Annotated in this window: 21 protein-coding genes; 5 read left to right on the plus strand and 16 right to left on the minus strand. The window is 65.2% G+C overall.

The annotated features are described in order from the left end of the window. The coding region (dnaK, locus tag ACWCQ6_RS31810; RefSeq protein ID WP_451095134.1) for a molecular chaperone DnaK at window positions 1–1,440 on the plus strand (1,440 nt) is incomplete at its 5' end. Between the two features lie 78 nt (window positions 1,441–1,518). On the opposite strand, the gene ACWCQ6_RS31815 is transcribed toward dnaK, so the two are convergent. Beyond that, window positions 1,519–1,668 carry a hypothetical protein gene (locus ACWCQ6_RS31815; protein ID WP_451095136.1) on the minus strand — a complete coding sequence of 50 codons (150 nt, stop codon included), beginning with the start codon at window positions 1,666–1,668 and terminating at the stop codon, window positions 1,519–1,521. Between the two features lie 38 nt (window positions 1,669–1,706). Here ACWCQ6_RS31815 and ACWCQ6_RS31820 point away from each other — a divergent pair, with 38 nt between their 5' ends. Continuing rightward, complete coding sequence (locus ACWCQ6_RS31820) at window positions 1,707–2,201, plus strand: hypothetical protein (protein ID WP_451095137.1); 495 nt, start codon at window positions 1,707–1,709, stop codon at window positions 2,199–2,201. Between the two features lie 18 nt (window positions 2,202–2,219). On the opposite strand, the gene ACWCQ6_RS31825 is transcribed toward ACWCQ6_RS31820, so the two are convergent. After that, complete coding sequence (locus ACWCQ6_RS31825) at window positions 2,220–2,789, minus strand: type 1 glutamine amidotransferase domain-containing protein (protein WP_451095139.1); 570 nt, start codon at window positions 2,787–2,789, stop codon at window positions 2,220–2,222. A gap of 72 nt (window positions 2,790–2,861) precedes the next feature. Beyond that, window positions 2,862–3,581, minus strand: coding sequence for a VOC family protein (locus ACWCQ6_RS31830; protein ID WP_451095141.1), 720 nt, complete (start codon window positions 3,579–3,581; stop codon window positions 2,862–2,864). 1,302 nt (window positions 3,582–4,883) lie between these two features. Here ACWCQ6_RS31830 and ACWCQ6_RS31835 point away from each other — a divergent pair. From ACWCQ6_RS31835 to ACWCQ6_RS31845, 3 genes are all read left to right on the plus strand, one after another. Continuing rightward, window positions 4,884–5,057 (plus strand): CsbD family protein, encoded by a 174-nt coding sequence (locus tag ACWCQ6_RS31835; protein ID WP_451095143.1) that lies wholly within the window; start codon window positions 4,884–4,886, stop codon window positions 5,055–5,057. 335 nt (window positions 5,058–5,392) lie between these two features. After that, the gene (locus tag ACWCQ6_RS31840) at window positions 5,393–6,055 is read left to right on the plus strand and encodes a HemK2/MTQ2 family protein methyltransferase (protein ID WP_451095168.1); all 663 of its coding nucleotides are present in this window, start codon (window positions 5,393–5,395) and stop codon (window positions 6,053–6,055) included. Window positions 6,056–6,113: 58 nt separating this feature from the next. Then, on the plus strand, window positions 6,114–6,296 hold the full coding sequence (locus ACWCQ6_RS31845; protein ID WP_451095145.1) for a CDGSH iron-sulfur domain-containing protein: 183 nt from the start codon (window positions 6,114–6,116) through the stop codon (window positions 6,294–6,296). Here the strand turns inward: ACWCQ6_RS31845 and ACWCQ6_RS31850 are convergent. The 13 genes from ACWCQ6_RS31850 to ACWCQ6_RS31910 all read right to left on the minus strand — a co-directional run bounded on the left by ACWCQ6_RS31850 (window position 6,276) and on the right by ACWCQ6_RS31910 (window position 16,270). Further along, on the minus strand, window positions 6,276–7,274 hold the full coding sequence (locus ACWCQ6_RS31850) for an iron-containing redox enzyme family protein (protein WP_451095147.1): 999 nt from the start codon (window positions 7,272–7,274) through the stop codon (window positions 6,276–6,278). The two genes, ACWCQ6_RS31845 and ACWCQ6_RS31850, sit on opposite strands and share 21 nt — an antisense overlap. Before the next feature lie 354 nt (window positions 7,275–7,628). Further along, on the minus strand, window positions 7,629–7,802 hold the full coding sequence (locus tag ACWCQ6_RS31855; protein WP_389296091.1) for a CsbD family protein: 174 nt from the start codon (window positions 7,800–7,802) through the stop codon (window positions 7,629–7,631). Between the two features lie 16 nt (window positions 7,803–7,818). Next, window positions 7,819–8,226 (minus strand): gas vesicle protein K, encoded by a 408-nt coding sequence (locus ACWCQ6_RS31860; protein WP_451095149.1) that lies wholly within the window; start codon window positions 8,224–8,226, stop codon window positions 7,819–7,821. After that, on the minus strand, window positions 8,216–8,452 hold the full coding sequence (locus ACWCQ6_RS31865; protein WP_451095151.1) for a gas vesicle protein: 237 nt from the start codon (window positions 8,450–8,452) through the stop codon (window positions 8,216–8,218). Before ACWCQ6_RS31865 ends, ACWCQ6_RS31860 begins: the two co-directional genes overlap by 11 nt. Then, window positions 8,449–9,264, minus strand: coding sequence for a GvpL/GvpF family gas vesicle protein (locus ACWCQ6_RS31870; protein WP_451095153.1), 816 nt, complete (start codon window positions 9,262–9,264; stop codon window positions 8,449–8,451). The genes ACWCQ6_RS31865 and ACWCQ6_RS31870 overlap by 4 nt, the downstream gene beginning before the upstream one ends. After that, window positions 9,261–9,695: a gas vesicle protein gene (locus ACWCQ6_RS31875; protein ID WP_451095170.1), complete on the minus strand. Its 435-nt coding sequence runs from the start codon at window positions 9,693–9,695 to the stop codon at window positions 9,261–9,263. The genes ACWCQ6_RS31870 and ACWCQ6_RS31875 overlap by 4 nt, the downstream gene beginning before the upstream one ends. Window positions 9,696–9,800: 105 nt before the next feature. Next, window positions 9,801–10,052 carry a gas vesicle protein GvpG gene (locus tag ACWCQ6_RS31880; RefSeq protein WP_397798034.1) on the minus strand — a complete coding sequence of 84 codons (252 nt, stop codon included), beginning with the start codon at window positions 10,050–10,052 and terminating at the stop codon, window positions 9,801–9,803. Window positions 10,053–10,061: 9 nt separating this feature from the next. Next, window positions 10,062–10,775, minus strand: a complete 714-nt coding sequence (locus ACWCQ6_RS31885) for a GvpL/GvpF family gas vesicle protein (protein ID WP_451095155.1) — start codon at window positions 10,773–10,775, stop codon at window positions 10,062–10,064. Window positions 10,776–10,778: 3 nt separating this feature from the next. Further along, on the minus strand, window positions 10,779–11,243 hold the full coding sequence (locus tag ACWCQ6_RS31890) for a gas vesicle structural protein GvpA (RefSeq protein ID WP_451095157.1): 465 nt from the start codon (window positions 11,241–11,243) through the stop codon (window positions 10,779–10,781). Between the two features lie 86 nt (window positions 11,244–11,329). Further along, complete coding sequence (locus ACWCQ6_RS31895) at window positions 11,330–11,725, minus strand: gas vesicle protein GvpO (protein WP_451095159.1); 396 nt, start codon at window positions 11,723–11,725, stop codon at window positions 11,330–11,332. A 923-nt stretch (window positions 11,726–12,648) separates the two neighbouring features. Continuing rightward, window positions 12,649–13,707, minus strand: coding sequence for an SRPBCC family protein (locus ACWCQ6_RS31900; protein WP_451095162.1), 1,059 nt, complete (start codon window positions 13,705–13,707; stop codon window positions 12,649–12,651). Window positions 13,708–13,713: 6 nt separating this feature from the next. Beyond that, entirely contained in the window at window positions 13,714–14,586 is an 873-nt protein-coding gene (locus tag ACWCQ6_RS31905; protein ID WP_451095164.1) for a histone protein, read from the minus strand. A 1,528-nt stretch (window positions 14,587–16,114) separates the two neighbouring features. Beyond that, entirely contained in the window at window positions 16,115–16,270 is a 156-nt protein-coding gene (locus tag ACWCQ6_RS31910; protein ID WP_451095166.1) for a DUF6131 family protein, read from the minus strand. Window positions 16,271–16,729 lie beyond the last annotated feature (459 nt).

Here is a 16,729-nt window from a genome sequence, read left to right on the forward strand (position 1 = left end):
CTGAAGGTGCTGCGGATCATCAACGAGCCGACAGCAGCGGCGCTCGCATACGGTCTGGACAAGGAGCGGGACCAGACGATCCTGGTGTTCGACCTCGGTGGCGGCACCTTCGACGTCTCGCTGCTGGAGATCGGCGAGGGCCTGGTCGAGGTGAAGGCCACCAACGGTGACACGCATCTGGGTGGTGACGATTGGGACCAGCGGATCGTCGACCATCTGACCAAGCAGTTCAAGAACGCGTACGGCGTGGACCTGTCCAGGGACAAGATGGCCACGCAGCGGCTGCGCGAGGCGGCGGAGAAAGCGAAGATCGAACTGTCCGCGGCAACCGAGACGACGATCAATCTGCCGTACATCACCGCGTCGTCCGAGGGCGCGCTGCATCTGGACGGGAAGCTCACCCGGGCCGAGTTCGAGCAGCTCACTCAGGACCTGCTGGACCGCTGCAAGGGTCCGTTCCACAGCGCGGTCAAGGATGCGGGGATCGATGTCTCCGAGATCAACCACGTGATCCTGGTGGGCGGTTCGACCCGGATGCCCGGGGTGACCGAGCTGGTACGGGAGCTGACGGGCAAGGACCCGCACAAGGGTGTGAACCCGGACGAGGTCGTCGCCATCGGCGCCTCGCTCCAGGCCGGTGTCCTCAAGGGCGAGGTCAAGGACGTCCTGCTTCTCGACGTGACCCCGCTGTCCCTCGGTATCGAGACCAAGGGCGGCATCATGACCAAGCTGATCGAGCGCAACACCACGATCCCGACCAAGCGCTCCGAGATCTTCACGACGGCCGAGGACAACCAGCCGTCCGTGCAGATCCAGGTCTACCAGGGCGAGCGCGAGATCGCGGCGTACAACAAGAGGCTCGGAATGTTCGAGCTGACCGGCCTGCCGCCGGCCCCGCGCGGCGTCCCGCAGATCGAGGTCGGATTCGACATCGACGCCAACGGCATCATGCACGTGACCGCGAAGGACCTGGGCACGGGCAAGGAGCAGAAGATGACCGTCACCGGCGGCTCCGCCCTGCCAAAGGACGAGATCGACCAAATGATGCGCGATGCCGAAGCACACGCCGAGGACGACCGCCGTCGACGCGAGGACGCGGAGACCTGCAACCAGGCCGAACAGTTCGTCTACCAGACCGAGAAACTCCTCGCCGACAACGCGGACAGGCTCCCCGGCGACGAGAAGGCGGAGACCGAGGCAGCCCTCGCGGACGTCAAGGAGAAACTGAAGGGCGAGGACACCGCCGCGGTCCGCACCGCCATGGAGAAGGCGGCAGCGGTCTCGCAGAAGATCGGCAGCTCCCTCTACGCCCAGAAACAGGGTGCCGCGAGCGGAGCCAGTTCCGGTTCCGCTTCCCAGGGCGGGTCTGCGAGCGGTGAGGAAGACGTCGTCGACGCGGAAATCGTCGATGACGAGAGCGCAGAAGGAGGTGCGGGATAAGCGGGCCGAACAAGTCCCGGCCAACACAGAAGCGGACGCCACCTGTCGTGGTAGGGGACAACCAGCGCATCGATCTGGTCACTCCAGCCGAGGAAGCCCGACCATGCGGCAGCCGAGCGGAAGACGAAGCACGGCGAGGAGCGCGCCCTTCCGGGAGCCGAGCACGCTCCGGCGGTGGCCGACCGGGCAGCCGGACTGGCGGCGCAGCTCGCCGAGCGCACCGATCACCTCCAGCGACTGAAGGCCGAGTACGACAACTACGAAGGGTGCAGCGCGACCGCCTGGCGATCCGGGAGATCGCGGTGGCCAACGTCCTGGCCGGGCTGCTCCCGGTACTCGGCGCCCCCTCGAAGCGCACGCCACCAGTCGGGCTCGACATGGATCTGGCGCAGCGCCTGCTTGTGCTGCTCGGTATGCGTCGTGGTCGTGGCGGAGGTTGTCTTCTTCTGGGCCCGGAGCTTGGTGGCGACCCGGTCGGTGACGCAGGTGTCGTACCCGCCGCGCTCGGCACGGGCGTGCTGGTACAGCGGGTCCGCGTCGACTTGTCGGCGACCGCTTTCGCGGTGGCGAGCGCCTTTTGGGACTTGATCAGCTCAGGAGCGGCTTGGTGGGTGGCGTCCTGCCTGAATCCCTTGGACGTGTCGAAGCTGCGGAAGAGGACCTCGATCTCGTTGTTGCTCATCGGCTCTGACGGCAAGGTCGCCAAGGATGCCGACGGCAAGACGCTGAGGGTCAAGACGCGCGGCCTGGAAGCCGCGTAGCGGCAGGGTCGGTCACGTTCAGTAACCGCTTACAGCGAGCGCTGCATCGATCTCTTCGAGGAACGGCTCCAGATCACCTGGGTTGCGCGAGGTGATGAGGGTCCAGCCGCAGGAGTCATCCCTGATGACCGGTTCATCGGCCCAATCGCCACCGGCATTGACGATGTCTGTCCTCAGCGAGGGGTAGGAGGTGAGCATCTTACCTGCGGTGACACCCGCCTCGACCAAGGCCCAAGGTCCGTGGCAGATGGCCGCTACAGGGCGCCCGGACGACGTGAAAGAGCGCACAATCTCCGTCGTCGAATTCTGCAGACGCAGTGCATCGGCGTTCAATGTGCCACCCGGCACGAGCAGGAGGTCGTAATCGGCCGGGTCAACGTCGCTCAGAGTGAGTTCGGGTCGGATGGTTTTTCCGGGAGCTTTGTCGCCGACCAGGGTCTGGACGTCGTCAGCCGACACAGCAGCGACGTCCACATCGGCGCCCCAGCCCCGCAGGTGTTCGAGGGGCACCAGCAGTTCGTCCTGCTCAACGCCGTAGTTCGTGACGATGGCCAGCACCTTCCGCATGCTCACGTCGCTGTCAGACATTCCCAGGTCCTTTCGGGTCGGAACGGTCCGCCGGGAGTGGTTTGGAGTCGTGGGTTCCCCGAATTTTTGCGCTTATGCGGCCTCGCCAGGCCTCCCGGCCCGCGGGGACCGATCGGTACCTGCGCCAGGCCGGAGCCCAAACGCCGCGCTGATGATCACGGAGCCGCGTGGAGACTCGACACCGAAGACAGCGCCGTGCGGATCATGCAACAGGGCCGTGCGGCGATCACCCGCTACGGCCCGGCCGATGGTTCCGCCACCGTGCTGGGAGGCCGCCTCCGCTGCCGCGTCAGCATTCGGCACCGGGAAGTAGACGTTCCAGCGCGGACTCGTCCGCTCGCCGCTCAGCACCGCACCGGCCGGTACGATCCGGGCTGCCACGCTTCCGACGTCCCGGAGCGCGACGCCGCCATGCTCGTAGCGGACCTCACAGCAGCCGTGCCGGGCGCAGGCCCACTCGAGCACCTCGCCGTAGAAGATGGCGGCCTCGAACATGTCTCCCGCGCGCAGTTCCAGTCGCCACGGCCGGTGTGCGCGCCAGGACTCCCAGTCGGCGATCAGCTGCCCTTCCCAGATTCCGAAACGATTGCCCTCACGGTCGGCAGCCAGCACCCCGCGACCGAGGGGAAGGCGGACCGGACCCACTGCGATAGTGCCGGTGCGTTCCACGATGCGGGCCGCGGCCTCGTCGGCGTTTGTGACACAGAAGTAGGGTGTCCAGTCCAGGGCCACCTGCAAGGCCGGTGTTGTGCACCCCAGGCTCGCGGTGGGCACGCCCGCCCAGAGTGCCATCCTGAAGTCCTCACCCAGGGAGGTGCGCCGGAACTCCCACCCGAGTACGGCGCCGTAGAAGTCTTCGGCGGCTCGGGGGTCCGGCGTGGCGAGGCTTGCCCAGCAAGGGGCACCGACAGTACATCCGGCCAGTTCCGTGACCTCTGCCGATGGTCTGTGTGACCGGGGCAGGCTGGGCGTGGAAACCATGGCGTTACCTTACGAGGCGGACTCGACCCCTTTGTCAGCATGCACGTTTGGCCCTCCGGCGGCGAGCGGACAGCAGCAGCTGAAGCGGGAAGCCACTGTGCTGTTCCTCCGCCCATGGCGCTGAACAGGCATAAGAGACCTCGGAGAGAAGGCTGCGTGCACTCCGTGTCGAGGCCGGACGCGGCCGGCACTCCTACTCCGATGCCGTCTCCCGCCTTGAGCTTCGAGAGCAATCGGGCTGGGGCAGGCCGGCCTGCCTGACGACCCGAGGAGCCGGGAGCTCGTGCGGCCTCGTCGGAGGCATGCTCGGAACGTGCGTCGCACGGCAGCTTGAGTGGACACAGCCGCGCGCACCGGGCGAACTTCGGGGCACGGTGGAAGCATGGTGGGAGAGGGCGCGTTCGACGCCCGTGACGAAGACCGACGCATGCAGTCGTTTATGGGCAGTTCCTTCAAAGTGACGCAATCCCGCGACGCCCTCCTCTCGATGCCGCACTGGGACATCCTCGCTTAGCGCGCAAGGCGAAGGGACGAGCAGCGAGGATCACACCGGTGTTCCTTGCCACGGTGCATCCCCCGGCCGCGCTGCGGGCGAGGGGCCGGACTGCGCTCATACGCGGGCACGGTCCGTTTTGCAGATAGCGGCCCAATTCCTCTACTGACGGTCTCTTCCCCGTGTGAGATGCCGACTGTGGAGCCAGGGCCCTGCCACGTTGCCACGGACCATTTCCGAGGCGACCTCGCTCAACTCTCGGTTGGTCCGCTGGGATGTTGCGAAGCAGCGACGCGAGAAAGGACAAGAGCGATGACCACAGAACCTTCCCCAGAGGGTCCCGGGCCAGTCCCCAGTCGGCCGGACCCGGTGCCACACGACCCGCAGCCGCCGTCCGAGCCAGGTCCCAGCGAGCCCGAGCCCCAGCCAGACGCGGAGCCGCCCCCGGCGCCGGGCCCCGGTTCCCGCCCGGTTCCTGAGCCGCCCGACTGATCGGAGATTGCCGCTCCCGCGGCTCTTCCTTCCAGTTGCTCGAGAGCGCGACACCTCACCGATTGCGGCCTCGGAGTGATCGACGCAAGGTGGATTACGTATCCCCCACGGTGAAGGACAGAATCGTCATGGGTAAGGCAAAGGCGAAGGCCAAGCAGGTCAAGGGCAAGCTGAAGGAAACCATCGGCAGTGCCACGGACGACAAGGACATGCAGGCTGAGGGCCGCGGCGAGCAAATGGCAGGCAAGGCCCAGGAGACTGCGGCGAAGGCGGCTGAGCGGCTGAAGAAGTCCGGACAGTAGTACCTGCATTGTGGGCCGGGCACCCGGGGCGACCGCATCCGGGTTTCACGGCCCCCAAGGCTCGGTTTGGTGTCGGCCGCGCGGCCGACACCAGGCGTCAGGCTTCATTGTTCCGAAAGTTCGCTGACGTTCGGCGGCCCCGGGCCAACGCCGGGTCACCGAGGCTGATTGCGGCACCCTGCTACGTCATGTCCCCCATTGAGGAAAGCGCTGCCGTCTCGACTCGGGGTTGCGGGACGGCGGAAATGCAGCCTTGTGAGTCCTCGGGCCCGAGCGGCTGCGTGGAGAAGACCCTTCTGCCCGCCCTGCGTGATCTCTGAGAGCCGGACGTGACAGTGAAACTTCTCCAGCCTCCGGGTGTCTACACGCCACAGGAAGACACAGCCATGCTGATATCCGCTCTGCGGCTCGAGCATCTGTCACCCGGAGCGGAGGTACTCGACGTGGGTACCGGTACCGGCGCCGTGGCGATCGCCGCCGCCCACCACGGCGCTGCCCACGTGATCGCCATCGACACGTCGGCCGCGGCGGTGCTCACGACACGACTGAACGCACTGCTGTCGGGGCACGCGCGGGCCATCCGGGCCATCCGCGGTGATCTCACGGAGCCTGCGACCGGCCTGAGGTTCGACCTCGTGCTGGCGAACCCGCCGTACGTACCGTCCGCGATCGTCGGCGTGCCGCGCCGCGGTATTGCTCGGGCCTGGGAGGCGGGGATCGACGGCCGGGCGGTGCTCGACCGGCTCTGCGCCAAGGGCCCCGCTCTGCTGCGCCCCGGAGGTGTGCTGCTCGCGGTCCACTCCGTGCTGAGCAATCCAGCGATGACCCTGGCGCGGCTGGCTGAAGCCGGATTGGACGTGGCTGTGACCGACCGCCGGTTCGTTCCCTTCGGGCCTGTCCTGCGAGAACGAGCCGGCTGGCTGGAGACCCAGGGCCTGATCGAGCGCGGCCAGAAGGCAGAGGAACTGGTGGTGATCCGTGCAGAACGGCCGAACTGAACCGGAGACCGCACCTCGGGCAGCTGCACGGCGCGTCATGCAGGAGCCGGGCGGACCCATGCTCGTGGAGGGGCCGGTCGAAGTGATCCGGGAGGACGGCCACATTGCCCGCTCGGACCGGCCTGTCGTCGCACTGTGTACCTGCCGGCGGAGCCTCATCTTCCCTTGGTGCGACACGAGCCACCGCGGCCGGAAGAGGCCGAAAGCCCCACCGCCGGCCTCAGAGCGGCGCACAGAGTGAGGACTCGCCGCCCCGCCATGCGCCGAGCAACTGCTCCCCGAACCGGTCTTCCAACCATCCCGTGGCTGCGATACCGAAGGCGACGTCCGGTGCCAGATCCGGCTCCTCCTGGAGCAGACCGGCGACGACTTCATGCCGTACGAGCTGCTCATGCACGGCGTCGGCCTCCACATGCTCCGCGTAGAAGTGGATGGCCGCAGGCCCGGCACCGGCCCGCTTCAATGCCTGAGCAAGACGCCGCGCCCCTGGTGGCGATGTGGTCTCCACTGAGGCGAAGTGACCGACCAGCGCACCACGGTGTGAGCGGTGGAGTCCAAAGAGTGACATGAGGTTGACAGTCGCGAGCATCTGCCTGGAGCCGGCGTCGAGGTAGCGCCCGTACGAGGTGTCCAGGTTGAGATCAGTCATCAGATCGGCGAACAGCTTCGAGTGGACCTGTTCTGCCCGTCCCGCTCCGAATTCGTCGTACTCCACAGCGGCCATTCCTGCCTTGGCCCGGCCCGTCAGGCGCGGGATCACCCACACGTGCGGATCGGCCTCCTTGAGGTGGTAGAGCGAGCGGTGGGCGACGTACTCACGCAGATGCCACAGCTCGCCCTCGTCCCGCAGGAAGTACGACACGCGGTCGGAGTCCGACGGCTCCAGAACGAGTTCGTCCAGCGCGCTGCCGACGTCCTCGGCCACCGGCACGTCAGCGCGCAAAGCTGCCATGAACTCCCGCTCCAGCGCGGCACGCACCATGAGCAGTTCTGGATCCCACTCCCAGGCGCCGTCCACACCGTCGAAGCCGCGGTAGTGCAACTCGTAACAGAGGTACAGAGCGAGTTGGAGATCGTCGTCGTACGGGTCGGTCCCCGCCACCAGGTGTATGTCTGGCAGGCTGCGCCGACCCGGTTCCCGGCCGAGCGCCTCGATCAGAGCGGCAGACACCTCGCCTCGGGTTTCCGGGAGCCTCACGGTGCTTCCCTTCCTTGGCATTTGTCTCCATCGCTTGCGACGGGTTTCCAGCTTCTCGGACTTGGAGCAGCCCACAACGGCGACTCTGATGGGCATGTGATTTCCCATACCCGTCGGCGATTGGAGAAACGGGCGGCCGGTGGTTGCGGAGACGATCGCCGGGCGCATTCGTTTCAGCGGCCCGTTGCATGTCAGCTCCCCCCGGACACAGATGAGGTGAGCGCAGACAAACGCCCTCCTCAGCGCCTGGTATACCGAGCGCGCACTGTCCCGCCGCCAGCTGCGTCGATTGCAGCCAGCCGACACTTGCTCCGCTGAGCGCCGGCCCGCCCATGTTCGGAGTGCGGCAGCGGGTCAGTGCGGCGTGTCTTTCGTTCAGTGCTTGAAGGTGTCCTTGCCCTTCTCGACGACCTGCTTCACTTTACCCTTCACCTTTTGGGCCCTCCCCTTTCCCTCCAGCCTTTCGTTACCCACGGCCCGCCCGACCGATTCCTTTGTTTTCCCCTCCGCGATTTTACCAATGTTCTTGGACTTCTTTCCGATACCCATTTCCTTCTCCCTGACGTCATTCGGGTGGTGGCAGAAGAGTTCCGAGAGGTCCGAGATCCAAGTTGAGATCTTGCATGGAAAGGTCGTACCGAGAGCAGAGTTCAATCATACGACTGTGCAGAATCATCAAAGTTGCTCCGAGGCGCTCTTCCTGTTCCTCAGTGAGTTCTCCTGCGTCGACCCGCTGAAGGGCTTGGCGTTCCATGAGCTGTCGTAGCAGTTCGACGAGTGTGAGTACGAGTTTGATCAGGTCCCGTTCCACCGTGTCCGGGGCGGTAGTGATCCGATGGGCCGGCCTTCGCGCCTCCGTACCGCCCCGGGGCAGGATGTCCTGCGGCACTGCGGGCAGCATGCGGAAGGCGCGGGCGGCGGCATCGGCGATCTCGTCCAGGCGACTTCCGGGCGGACGGTCCTTACCTGACATGGTCGTCTCCTATGGGTGCTGAGATGGCATGCCACGGGGAAGGATTCTGTTCGCTGATGGAGACGATCAGCGCGCGCAGCGATATGCGTACGAGGTCGATATCGGCGATGGAGAGCACGACGTCTCCGGTGAGGACCACGCCTCCGCTGAGCAACCGGTCCAGCAGGTCGATCAGTGCGATCTGCCGTTGCGGCAGCGGCTCCTCCGGCCTGCCCGCCGCCCTCACGGCGTGGCCCTCTTCAGCGGTTCGGCTTCGGTGAGGGTGGCGAAGGAGTACGGGGCCCATGGCCCCGTGACTTCGACGCGTACCCCGGGTAGTCCTTCTGCGGCCTGCATGACATCGGCGCGAAAGCCTTCAGCCTGTTGCAGCGGCACAAGGTAGGCGTCGTTGATGACGTTCTCTCCCGGCCCGCGGGCGAGTTCGCCTTGCTGCGGCCGGTGCTGGACGCGATCAACCGCATAAGCGCGGGCGGCGGCCTCGACCCGCTCGGCTGCCCGTCCGGCATCCCGATAGGCGTCTTCGCGGGCGTGCCGCTGTGCTCTGCGGTGGCTGAGGTAAGCCCGCCCGGGGCTCAGGCCCGCATCTGTGGGTGGGCCTGCTGGCCTCTCGGCCTCGGCGGCCGCTTCGACATAGATCTTGACGCCCCACTCCACCTGCGCTGCCAGGTCGGTCAGTCTGTCGGCAAACGCCTCGTGGCGGGCCCGGAGCATGAGTCGCACCCGCTCGTCGTCGAGGTATACCGTTGCCAGACGCAGTGGCAGGACGGCGGTGCGGGCGGCCAAGGCATCAATCACCCGGTGATGGGCGCGGGCCACCGACTCCAGCCAGTCCAAGTCCTCAAGATGCGCTCGCAGCGCGGCTTCTTGGAAGTCCCGCTCAGGTACCGGGCTCACGGCGACGACCACATCGTCGTTGTGTTCTACACGCACTAGATGCACCGGTGCCTCCGCCACTCCAGGGAGCCCGGACAGAGCTTTTTCCAGCGATCCGTCGGCGTCCCGTGCTATCGCGTACGCGTAGGAGATCGTGGCGGTCATGGCTCGCCCCTCCTCTCGCTGCGGGGGCTGGGCTCTGCCCGTTTGGTGCGTGCGGTGCGACGGGGTGCCGTGCGGCGGGGAGCCGCGGCGCGGCTCTCCTCGTCCTTGGCCGGTGGCAACTCACGGCCCTCGCGCAGCGCCGTGATTTCAGCCTGCAGCCGTTTGTTCTCCTCGACGAGTGAGCGGCCGTCGTTGGCGCGTGACGACAGTGAGGGATCGTGCTCCCACCAGTCAATGCCCATTTCCTTCGCTTTGTCCACCGAAGCGATCAGCAGGCGCAACTTGATGGTAAGCAGTTCGATGTCCAGGAGGTTGATCTGGATATCGCCTGCGATGACGATGCCTTTGTCCAGGACACGCTCCAGGATGTCGGCGAGATTGGCCGAGGAGCCCTGGCCATACGGGGCGGACCTGGACGGGAGGTCGCCCAGCCTCCTGGCGACGGGTTCGGTCACGGCCGCTGCACCTCAATTCCCTGGTGTCCCGTTGCTTTGATGGGAGCGCGTGGCAATACGCCCGTTCCACCGGCTGCGCGATCAGGTATCGACGCCCTGGACATGGGCCCTGATCTCGTCCAGCCGGTCCAGCAACTCGTCCTCGCGCCGGTCGAAGGTTTCCTCGTCGATTTCTCCCGCCACGAGCGCTCGCTCAAGTGCGGCGAGTTCCCGTTCGACGGGGGCTGGGTCGTAGTACTTGTTCTCCGCGGCCTCGACGACGCGCTCCATGACCCAGGCCACGCCACGCACCGGCGCCAGCGGAAGAGTCGCGAGTTGAGTCAGCAGTCCCATGAGGACTCCTTAGACGAAGCTGTAGGCGGGCAGTGGGCCGACCAGTCGCAGGTCGAAGTCCTCTCCCAGTTCCTTGGCGATATCCTGTTCCGCGCCGAGGAAGGTCTTCTCGTTGTCTCGCTCCACAAGGAATGACACATTCAAGAAGTCGTTCCCGGTCGGCTGCGACGAGCGTTCTTCCCGCGCGAATCCGCGCAGCGCATCGAGGACTTCGACGGCGAGCCGTTCCTGCCGCGCTTGCACTTCTTGGGATACCAGCTCTCCAAGGGCGAGCGGCAGTTCCGGGCTGCTGCGGCCGCTTCTGATCTCCTCGTTGAGTTCGCGTGCCTCGTCGGACTCCTGAAGGATCTGGCGCAACAGCGCATCCTCGTCCTGGGCGGCCTTCAGGTGGTATTCCACGCAGCCCTCCAACGCCCGCAAGCGTTCGCTGAAATTGTCCGTGCCGTCCTCCAGGACCGCTCGTACAGCTTCGTCGTCCACGGCGGTGAAGCCGAACTGCAGTGGCAAAACGGTGCCGTCGGCCATCAGTTGTTCCTGGACGGCCTGGTGTGCGCTGAGGTCTCGGCGTTTGGGACGCAGCTCCTCGGGCGCGTCGCTGACGACCGCGGACAGCATTTCGTTTTGCACCGTGCGAAGGGTCGCAGGCGGGTCCCCCACCCCGTGGAGCTCGTCCAAGCGCTGCGGATGGGTGGCCAGGACAATGGAATACACGTATACGGCCATGATTCACTCCTCGCGGCGTCGGGCGGCAGGCCGACGCCGCGGCCGCTCCCGCCTCTCCTCGGGCTCCTTGCGCCTCTTTTCTGGCTGCTCGGCCTCCTCGTCGTCATGCCCTCCCTTCAGGGCGTCGGTCAGCACGTCAGCGGCCCCGCTCAGCGCACCCTTGGCTTTGCCATGCGCTCCGCCCTCGGTCACCTCGCCGACCAGGTCGGTCAGCTGAGACGGAGCCTTGCGGCCCTCCTCCAGGTCGAGGCGGTTGCAGGCCTCCGCGAAGCGCAGGTAGGTATCCACGCTCGCCACGACGATGCGGGCATCGATCTTGAGGATCTCGATGCCCACCAAGGAAACACGCACAAAGACATCGATCACCAGGCCGCGGTCCAGAATCAGCTCGAGGATGTCGTAAAGGTTCCCCGACCCTCCTCCGCCGGCCCTGGAGATGGTTCCTTCGCCCTGCGGCACCAAAGTCATGGTGCCTCCTTTCAGCAGCCACACATGGCTCCGGACGAGGCCGCTTCCGTTCGTCCGTCGCCCGGTGCAGCAGTGGTATTCCGGCCCTAGCCACGCGGGTCGATCTGGGCTCGGGTGTAGCGGCGGGTGCGCTCGTACGCCAACAGTTCGCCTTCCTCGTCCAGCGTCACCCGGTAACTGGCCATCACGCTGGTAGTGCCGGGGATACGCTCCAGCTCCAAAACTTCCACGTCCGCCTGCCAGCCGCCCTCCGTCGGCTTCAACGCCGAGACGGACTCTGGTGCTCGCCCCAAAAGCTCCTGGAGCTGCTCAGCCGCATACCGCATGGCTCGCGGGGCCGAAACCCGACGGGCCGCACGCTTCGTTTCGTTCGTGCGGCTGCTGGCCCGTCCGGTGCTGGTTTTCCTGGCGGTCTTCTTGACGGGCTTCTTGCTGGACGGACGCCGGACGCGCCCTGTCTCGTCCTCTTCGCCTACGGCCATGTTCCCGCTCCGGAATCGGAGACGACATAATGCCCGCGTCACCTTCACAAGACGCCGTTCCATGATATACGGCCTGGGCTGACCGCATCTCGGAGCTCGCACATTGCTTCCGCGCCGGGCGCAGCCTCCTGACCGCGTGCCTAGCATCCCCCGCTGGCTGCATAGCGCCATCGCTGCTGCATATGAAACGCCGTGACCGGTGGCGTGGTGGGCACGCTATCTCCCGAGGAAGGAATCGCTTCCACTGATGCCTTGGGCGCTGATGACGAACACAAAAGGCGATCAGTATCATGCGCGTTTCGCAAGTGTTGGAACGCCGGTGTTCACTCTTTTCGACCTGTTCTCCGACGGCCCACCGTTGGAGAACAAGTCATGGCAGGCGCGTGCCCCCATTCCCTGAGCAGTTGCCCTTGCGGTGTGCAGGGATCACAGTAAAAATGTGGTGCTTGTGTCGTTGTCCTGGAGGCGGAGCGGATCGCCGCGGGCGTACCGGATACACCACCACCAAACTGGCAGCTGCGCATGGCTTGGTGTACGCGCAGTTGAAAGCGAAGCATGGCGCCCGCAGCGCCGGCTGTACGCGCTATGACAACAGGACGCGCTCGACCGGACGGCCGCTCTCTGCGCCGAACTGAACATCGACGCTGACCTGGAGCACTCACCCGCCTACACCTACACACGGGATCCGCAGCACATCGATGCGGTCAGGGACGAGGCAGAGGCCGCACGGCAGACAGGGCTCGACGCGTCCTTCGTGACCGACATGGAGCTGACTTCAGCCGTACATCTACAAGAGGTTCGCTGGGGGCTGCCACAACGCCAGCCAGCCCAGATTTTTCGTGAAGTCCGCGACCAGAGAGTGGTGGTCTGCGGCCCCGAAACGGGGGTACGCCCCCTGCCTGAAGGCGACGTCAGTCACGGCGTCACCTCTGCCGTCCCCGCCCCCTGGAGGGGGTTACGTCCTCTTCCTCTCCTTCTTCCCCTTCTTCTTCCTCGTATTCGCCTTCTTCTTCGTCCTCGTCCTCAGGCTCGTCCTCGTAGTCTTCGTCGTCAGGCTCGTCCTCGTCCTCGTAGTCTTCGTCCTCGGGCTCGTAGTCCTCGGGCTCCTCCTCGTAGTCCGCGTCCTCGGACTCCTCGCCTTGTGCGTCCTCCTGCTCGGCGGCCTCTTCTTCCATGGCGTCTTCGTGGGACACGACGACTTCACCGTCCCGGATTTCACCGCGCCAGCCCTCGGGCTCTTCCTGGGCGAGGGTGACGTATCGCTGAAAGTGCTTGAAGTCGAGTCGCATTCGGCGCCCTTGGGCGCGCCACAAGTTGCCCGTCTTCTCGAAGAACCCGGACGGGTAGTACTCCACGACCAGGACGATTCGAGTCAGCCTAGGTGCCAACTCATGGAAACTGACCGCACCACGGGTAGTCCCCTTGGCTCCCTCGGATGTCCAAACGATGCGGTCGTCGGGAATCTGTTCCTGGACAGTCGCTTTGAAGCTGCGCGAGGAAGGGCCGACTTTGACCTTCCAGTCACTGGACATCTCATCGCTCTTCGAGACGTCGTGAACGCCCTTCGCGAAGCTGCTGAACTGGTCGTACTGCGTCCAGTAGTCGTACGCAACACGCAAGGGCACTCCCACATCGAGAACCTCGAAGATGTTCATGACCTTTCCACCGCTCGACTTACGTTTACCCTTTCCGCCGCCGAACGCTTCCTTGACCTTTCCCGCGACTTTGTCCTTGACGCCCTTGGCTTTCTCTCCGACGAATGCCTTCAGCGGGGAATCGCCCTGGAGAATACGGGAGCCGATCGCAGGAAGCGATCCACTCTCGGCCACATCGGTGAGCTGCCCAGTGACATCGTTCAGTTTGTCACCCGCCTTCTCGGCGAGCCTCTCCACCTGTGCACTGAGGAAATTTGACGCCTCTTCGCGAAGCCGGTCCGCACCCGACATTTGTGCCGGGGGCTGTTCTGTTTCCGTCCTGGTCATGACTGGCTACCTCCGACGATCGGCGCGCTTGGACGCTGCTCGCTTCGACGACGTCGTCTTCCGGGCGGCGGACTTCTTGGCCGGAGCAGTTTTCTTCGCAGCCGTCTTCTTTGGGGGGGCCGTCTTCCGGGCGGCAGACTTCTTGGCCGGAGCAGTTTTCTTCGCAGCTGCCTTCTTTACCGGGGCCGTCTTCCGGGCGGTGGACTTCTTGGCCGGAGCAGTTTTCTTCGCAGCCGTCTTCTTTGCCGGGGCCGTCTTCCGGGCGGCGGACTTCTTGGCCGTCCGAGGCTTCTCTCCATGGGCGGGAGCGGCCTTCTTGCGCGCCGCGCCTCCTCTGGGCTGGGCTGATTGACGAGATCTGCGGCGCTGCCTCGCTTCCGGCTCTTCCTCTTCCTCCTCGTATTCCTCTTCTGGCTGCTCCTCCTCTACCTCCTCTTCCTCCTCTTCCTCAGCCTGGCCCTCTTCGTACTCGGCCTCCGGCTCTTCCTCTTCCGGTTCCTCCTCTTCCTCGTACTCCGCGCCTTCCTCCTCCAGCTCGTACTCCTCCTCGTCCCCCTCTTCCGGCTTCTCACCGAGCCGGGCCGTACGGTCGCTGATGGCGTCGGCCAGCGAACTCATGCCCCGGTCAGCGGCGGCAGCAACTGCCTTACGGCCTGCGTCGAAGACTTCCCCTTTCAGCTGCTCCTGTAGCTCGGCAAACTGGGGAACCTCCCCTAGTCTGCGCATCCCTTCGGCGGCAAGCTGTCGGGGTTCCAGGCCGAATCGTCTCCCTGCCAGGTACGTTGCAATGGTCAGGGCCAGCCGGCCCTTTTTCGTTCGACCCAGCACATAGCCGCCCACTATTGCGGCCGCGAGGGTCACCTTGGCTGTGTCATCCATGAGTACGTCACCTTCGATCGTTCGGTGCGGGGCCGACCTAGCCGGTCGAGTAGCCTTCCCTCTTCCCGATTCGAACTCCCTCCGTGCCTATATATCCGCCTTCAAGTTCCCAGTTCAGCACAGCCAGCTGGCACGGAACACTCGCGAGTCGTACAGTTCGCGCTCGGCAGTGTCGCTGAGCTTCCGCCGCCCCGATCGGACCACGGACCGGTGCGATGGGGAGCGTGAGAAGTCCTGTGATCAGTCCCATGGCCAGACTCCGGTGGCCTCAACGTGAGTGCCCGCAGCGGCAACGAAGTTGCAACAAGGCAGCAGGCCCGCAATACGCAGCTTGACGTGTTCGCAGTGCGCCTTTCCACATCGCTCCGCCACGTTTCGGACGTCGCGGCTTTCGCCACAGAGCTTTCGTTCTGCTGCCATGCATTCAAGTCTGATCGGTATCGGGCGCCTCGCACCTTGAGCGGAGCTGGCGGGCGCATCAGCCGGGGTGGGCGGCTGCTGTGGGGGTCGCCGATTTGGGGGCGTATCGGACGACGGCACGATCCCACCCTCCATCTGCTGCGTGGCCACGGTTTCCTGGCCACACGTAACGCTTTCGCCGCGACCGTCCAACTCTTCCGCCGCGCCTCGGCGTTCCCTGCCCTGTGACCAGGGCGTGGAGATGGCGGCCACCAGCTGTGCACCAATTCCACGGATATTCGGTCTACTTCCGCTATACGACTAGCCCCGGGCGGCGCGGCTCGAAGAAGAACACCAACAGCCTGCTGCGACAGCATTTCCTCAGGGACATTGACTCGCCCCACACTCCTGAGCAGCTGGAGGTGGTGCCCTCCGAACTCAACAGCCGACCACAAAAGGCGCTCAACTGGTCAACCCAGCTGAGCGTCTCGCTGAGCTACTGGCCCCAGTCAGCTGACCAGCAGTTGGGGCTGGTCCTCTCAGCCTGTCACTCACCCCGTGTCCTGAGGCATTCCTTCGACGACTTCCGCAAGTCGCCGCAACATGCTGCGGTGCCGGATCTACGCAAAGGCATCGACAACTGTGTTGTGGAGACTCCCTCCCAGGCCGCGCAGCGGATGCTCGTCGAGAATCCAGGGTCTTCTCGCCCCACGGCCGGATGCCGAAAGCGATCCGTGCTGTACCCAACGGCCTTCCGTGCGCTTCGAGTTCCAGTGCGCGCGGGGCGTCGAGACGACGGACCGTCGTGCGTCCGTGGAACTCCTTCGGCCCCACACGCGCCGTGTATTTGATCGACGATCCGACTTCCGGCCAATGCCCGTTGCCCGGGGCAGAGTCCAAGGTCCCCACCACCCAGTCCAAGGTCCCCACCACCCAGTCCGCGTAACGGCTCTCGTCCTCCAGAACCGCCCAGAGCACGGACGGTTCCCGGGCGATGAGCTGATGGCGTACAACCATGTGTGCTCCCGCCCGGGACGCTGAACAGCACGCGGCATCCGAGCACACCGGGATCACAGTCGCCGTTGGACATCACAGCGGCCGCGTGCACGAGGAGCCGAAGTAAGCGGCACTACCAGTAGTGCCGTCGACCGCCCACTGCATGCCCGAGGGACCCCAGGATCCAAAGAACGATGCCGATCGCGACGAGCACGATACCGATGGTCCACAAGATCGATATGCCGGCCACCAAACCAATGACCAGCAGAATGACGCCGAGGATGATCATGACGTCCTCCGTTCTCCCAGGTCTTTTTAGTATGCGCCTCACACGTATGCACGGCGATGCAGACCGCGCGAGGAGCTCCACCAGGCCGGGGAAAAGGCTATGTACACGAGGACCGGCACATCCGGTGCTTCCGCATGGCCGTCATCATCGCCCGAGCGCTCGTCACCAGCGACGCCATGACGCGACGCATCAGCTTCCGACAATCATCCTGGAAGCGCGATTCAAATTGAGGGGTATGGCCCCGTCTGCACGAAGGTCTATGGCGGCATCTTGAACCGCCCCGGGTTCGGTAGAGATCTCAGATTGTGGTTTTGACCTGGGGTTTCGCGGTGGTGAGGTAGTAGTTGGTCTCGTATTCGACGGATGGGATGTGCCCTATTTCACCGTGGAGTCGGCGGTGGCAGTACCAGTCGACCCACTCGGCCGTCGCGAGTTCGACTTGGGAAAGTGTCCTCCAGG

This window comes from Streptomyces sp. NPDC001880 (genome assembly GCF_053594575.1).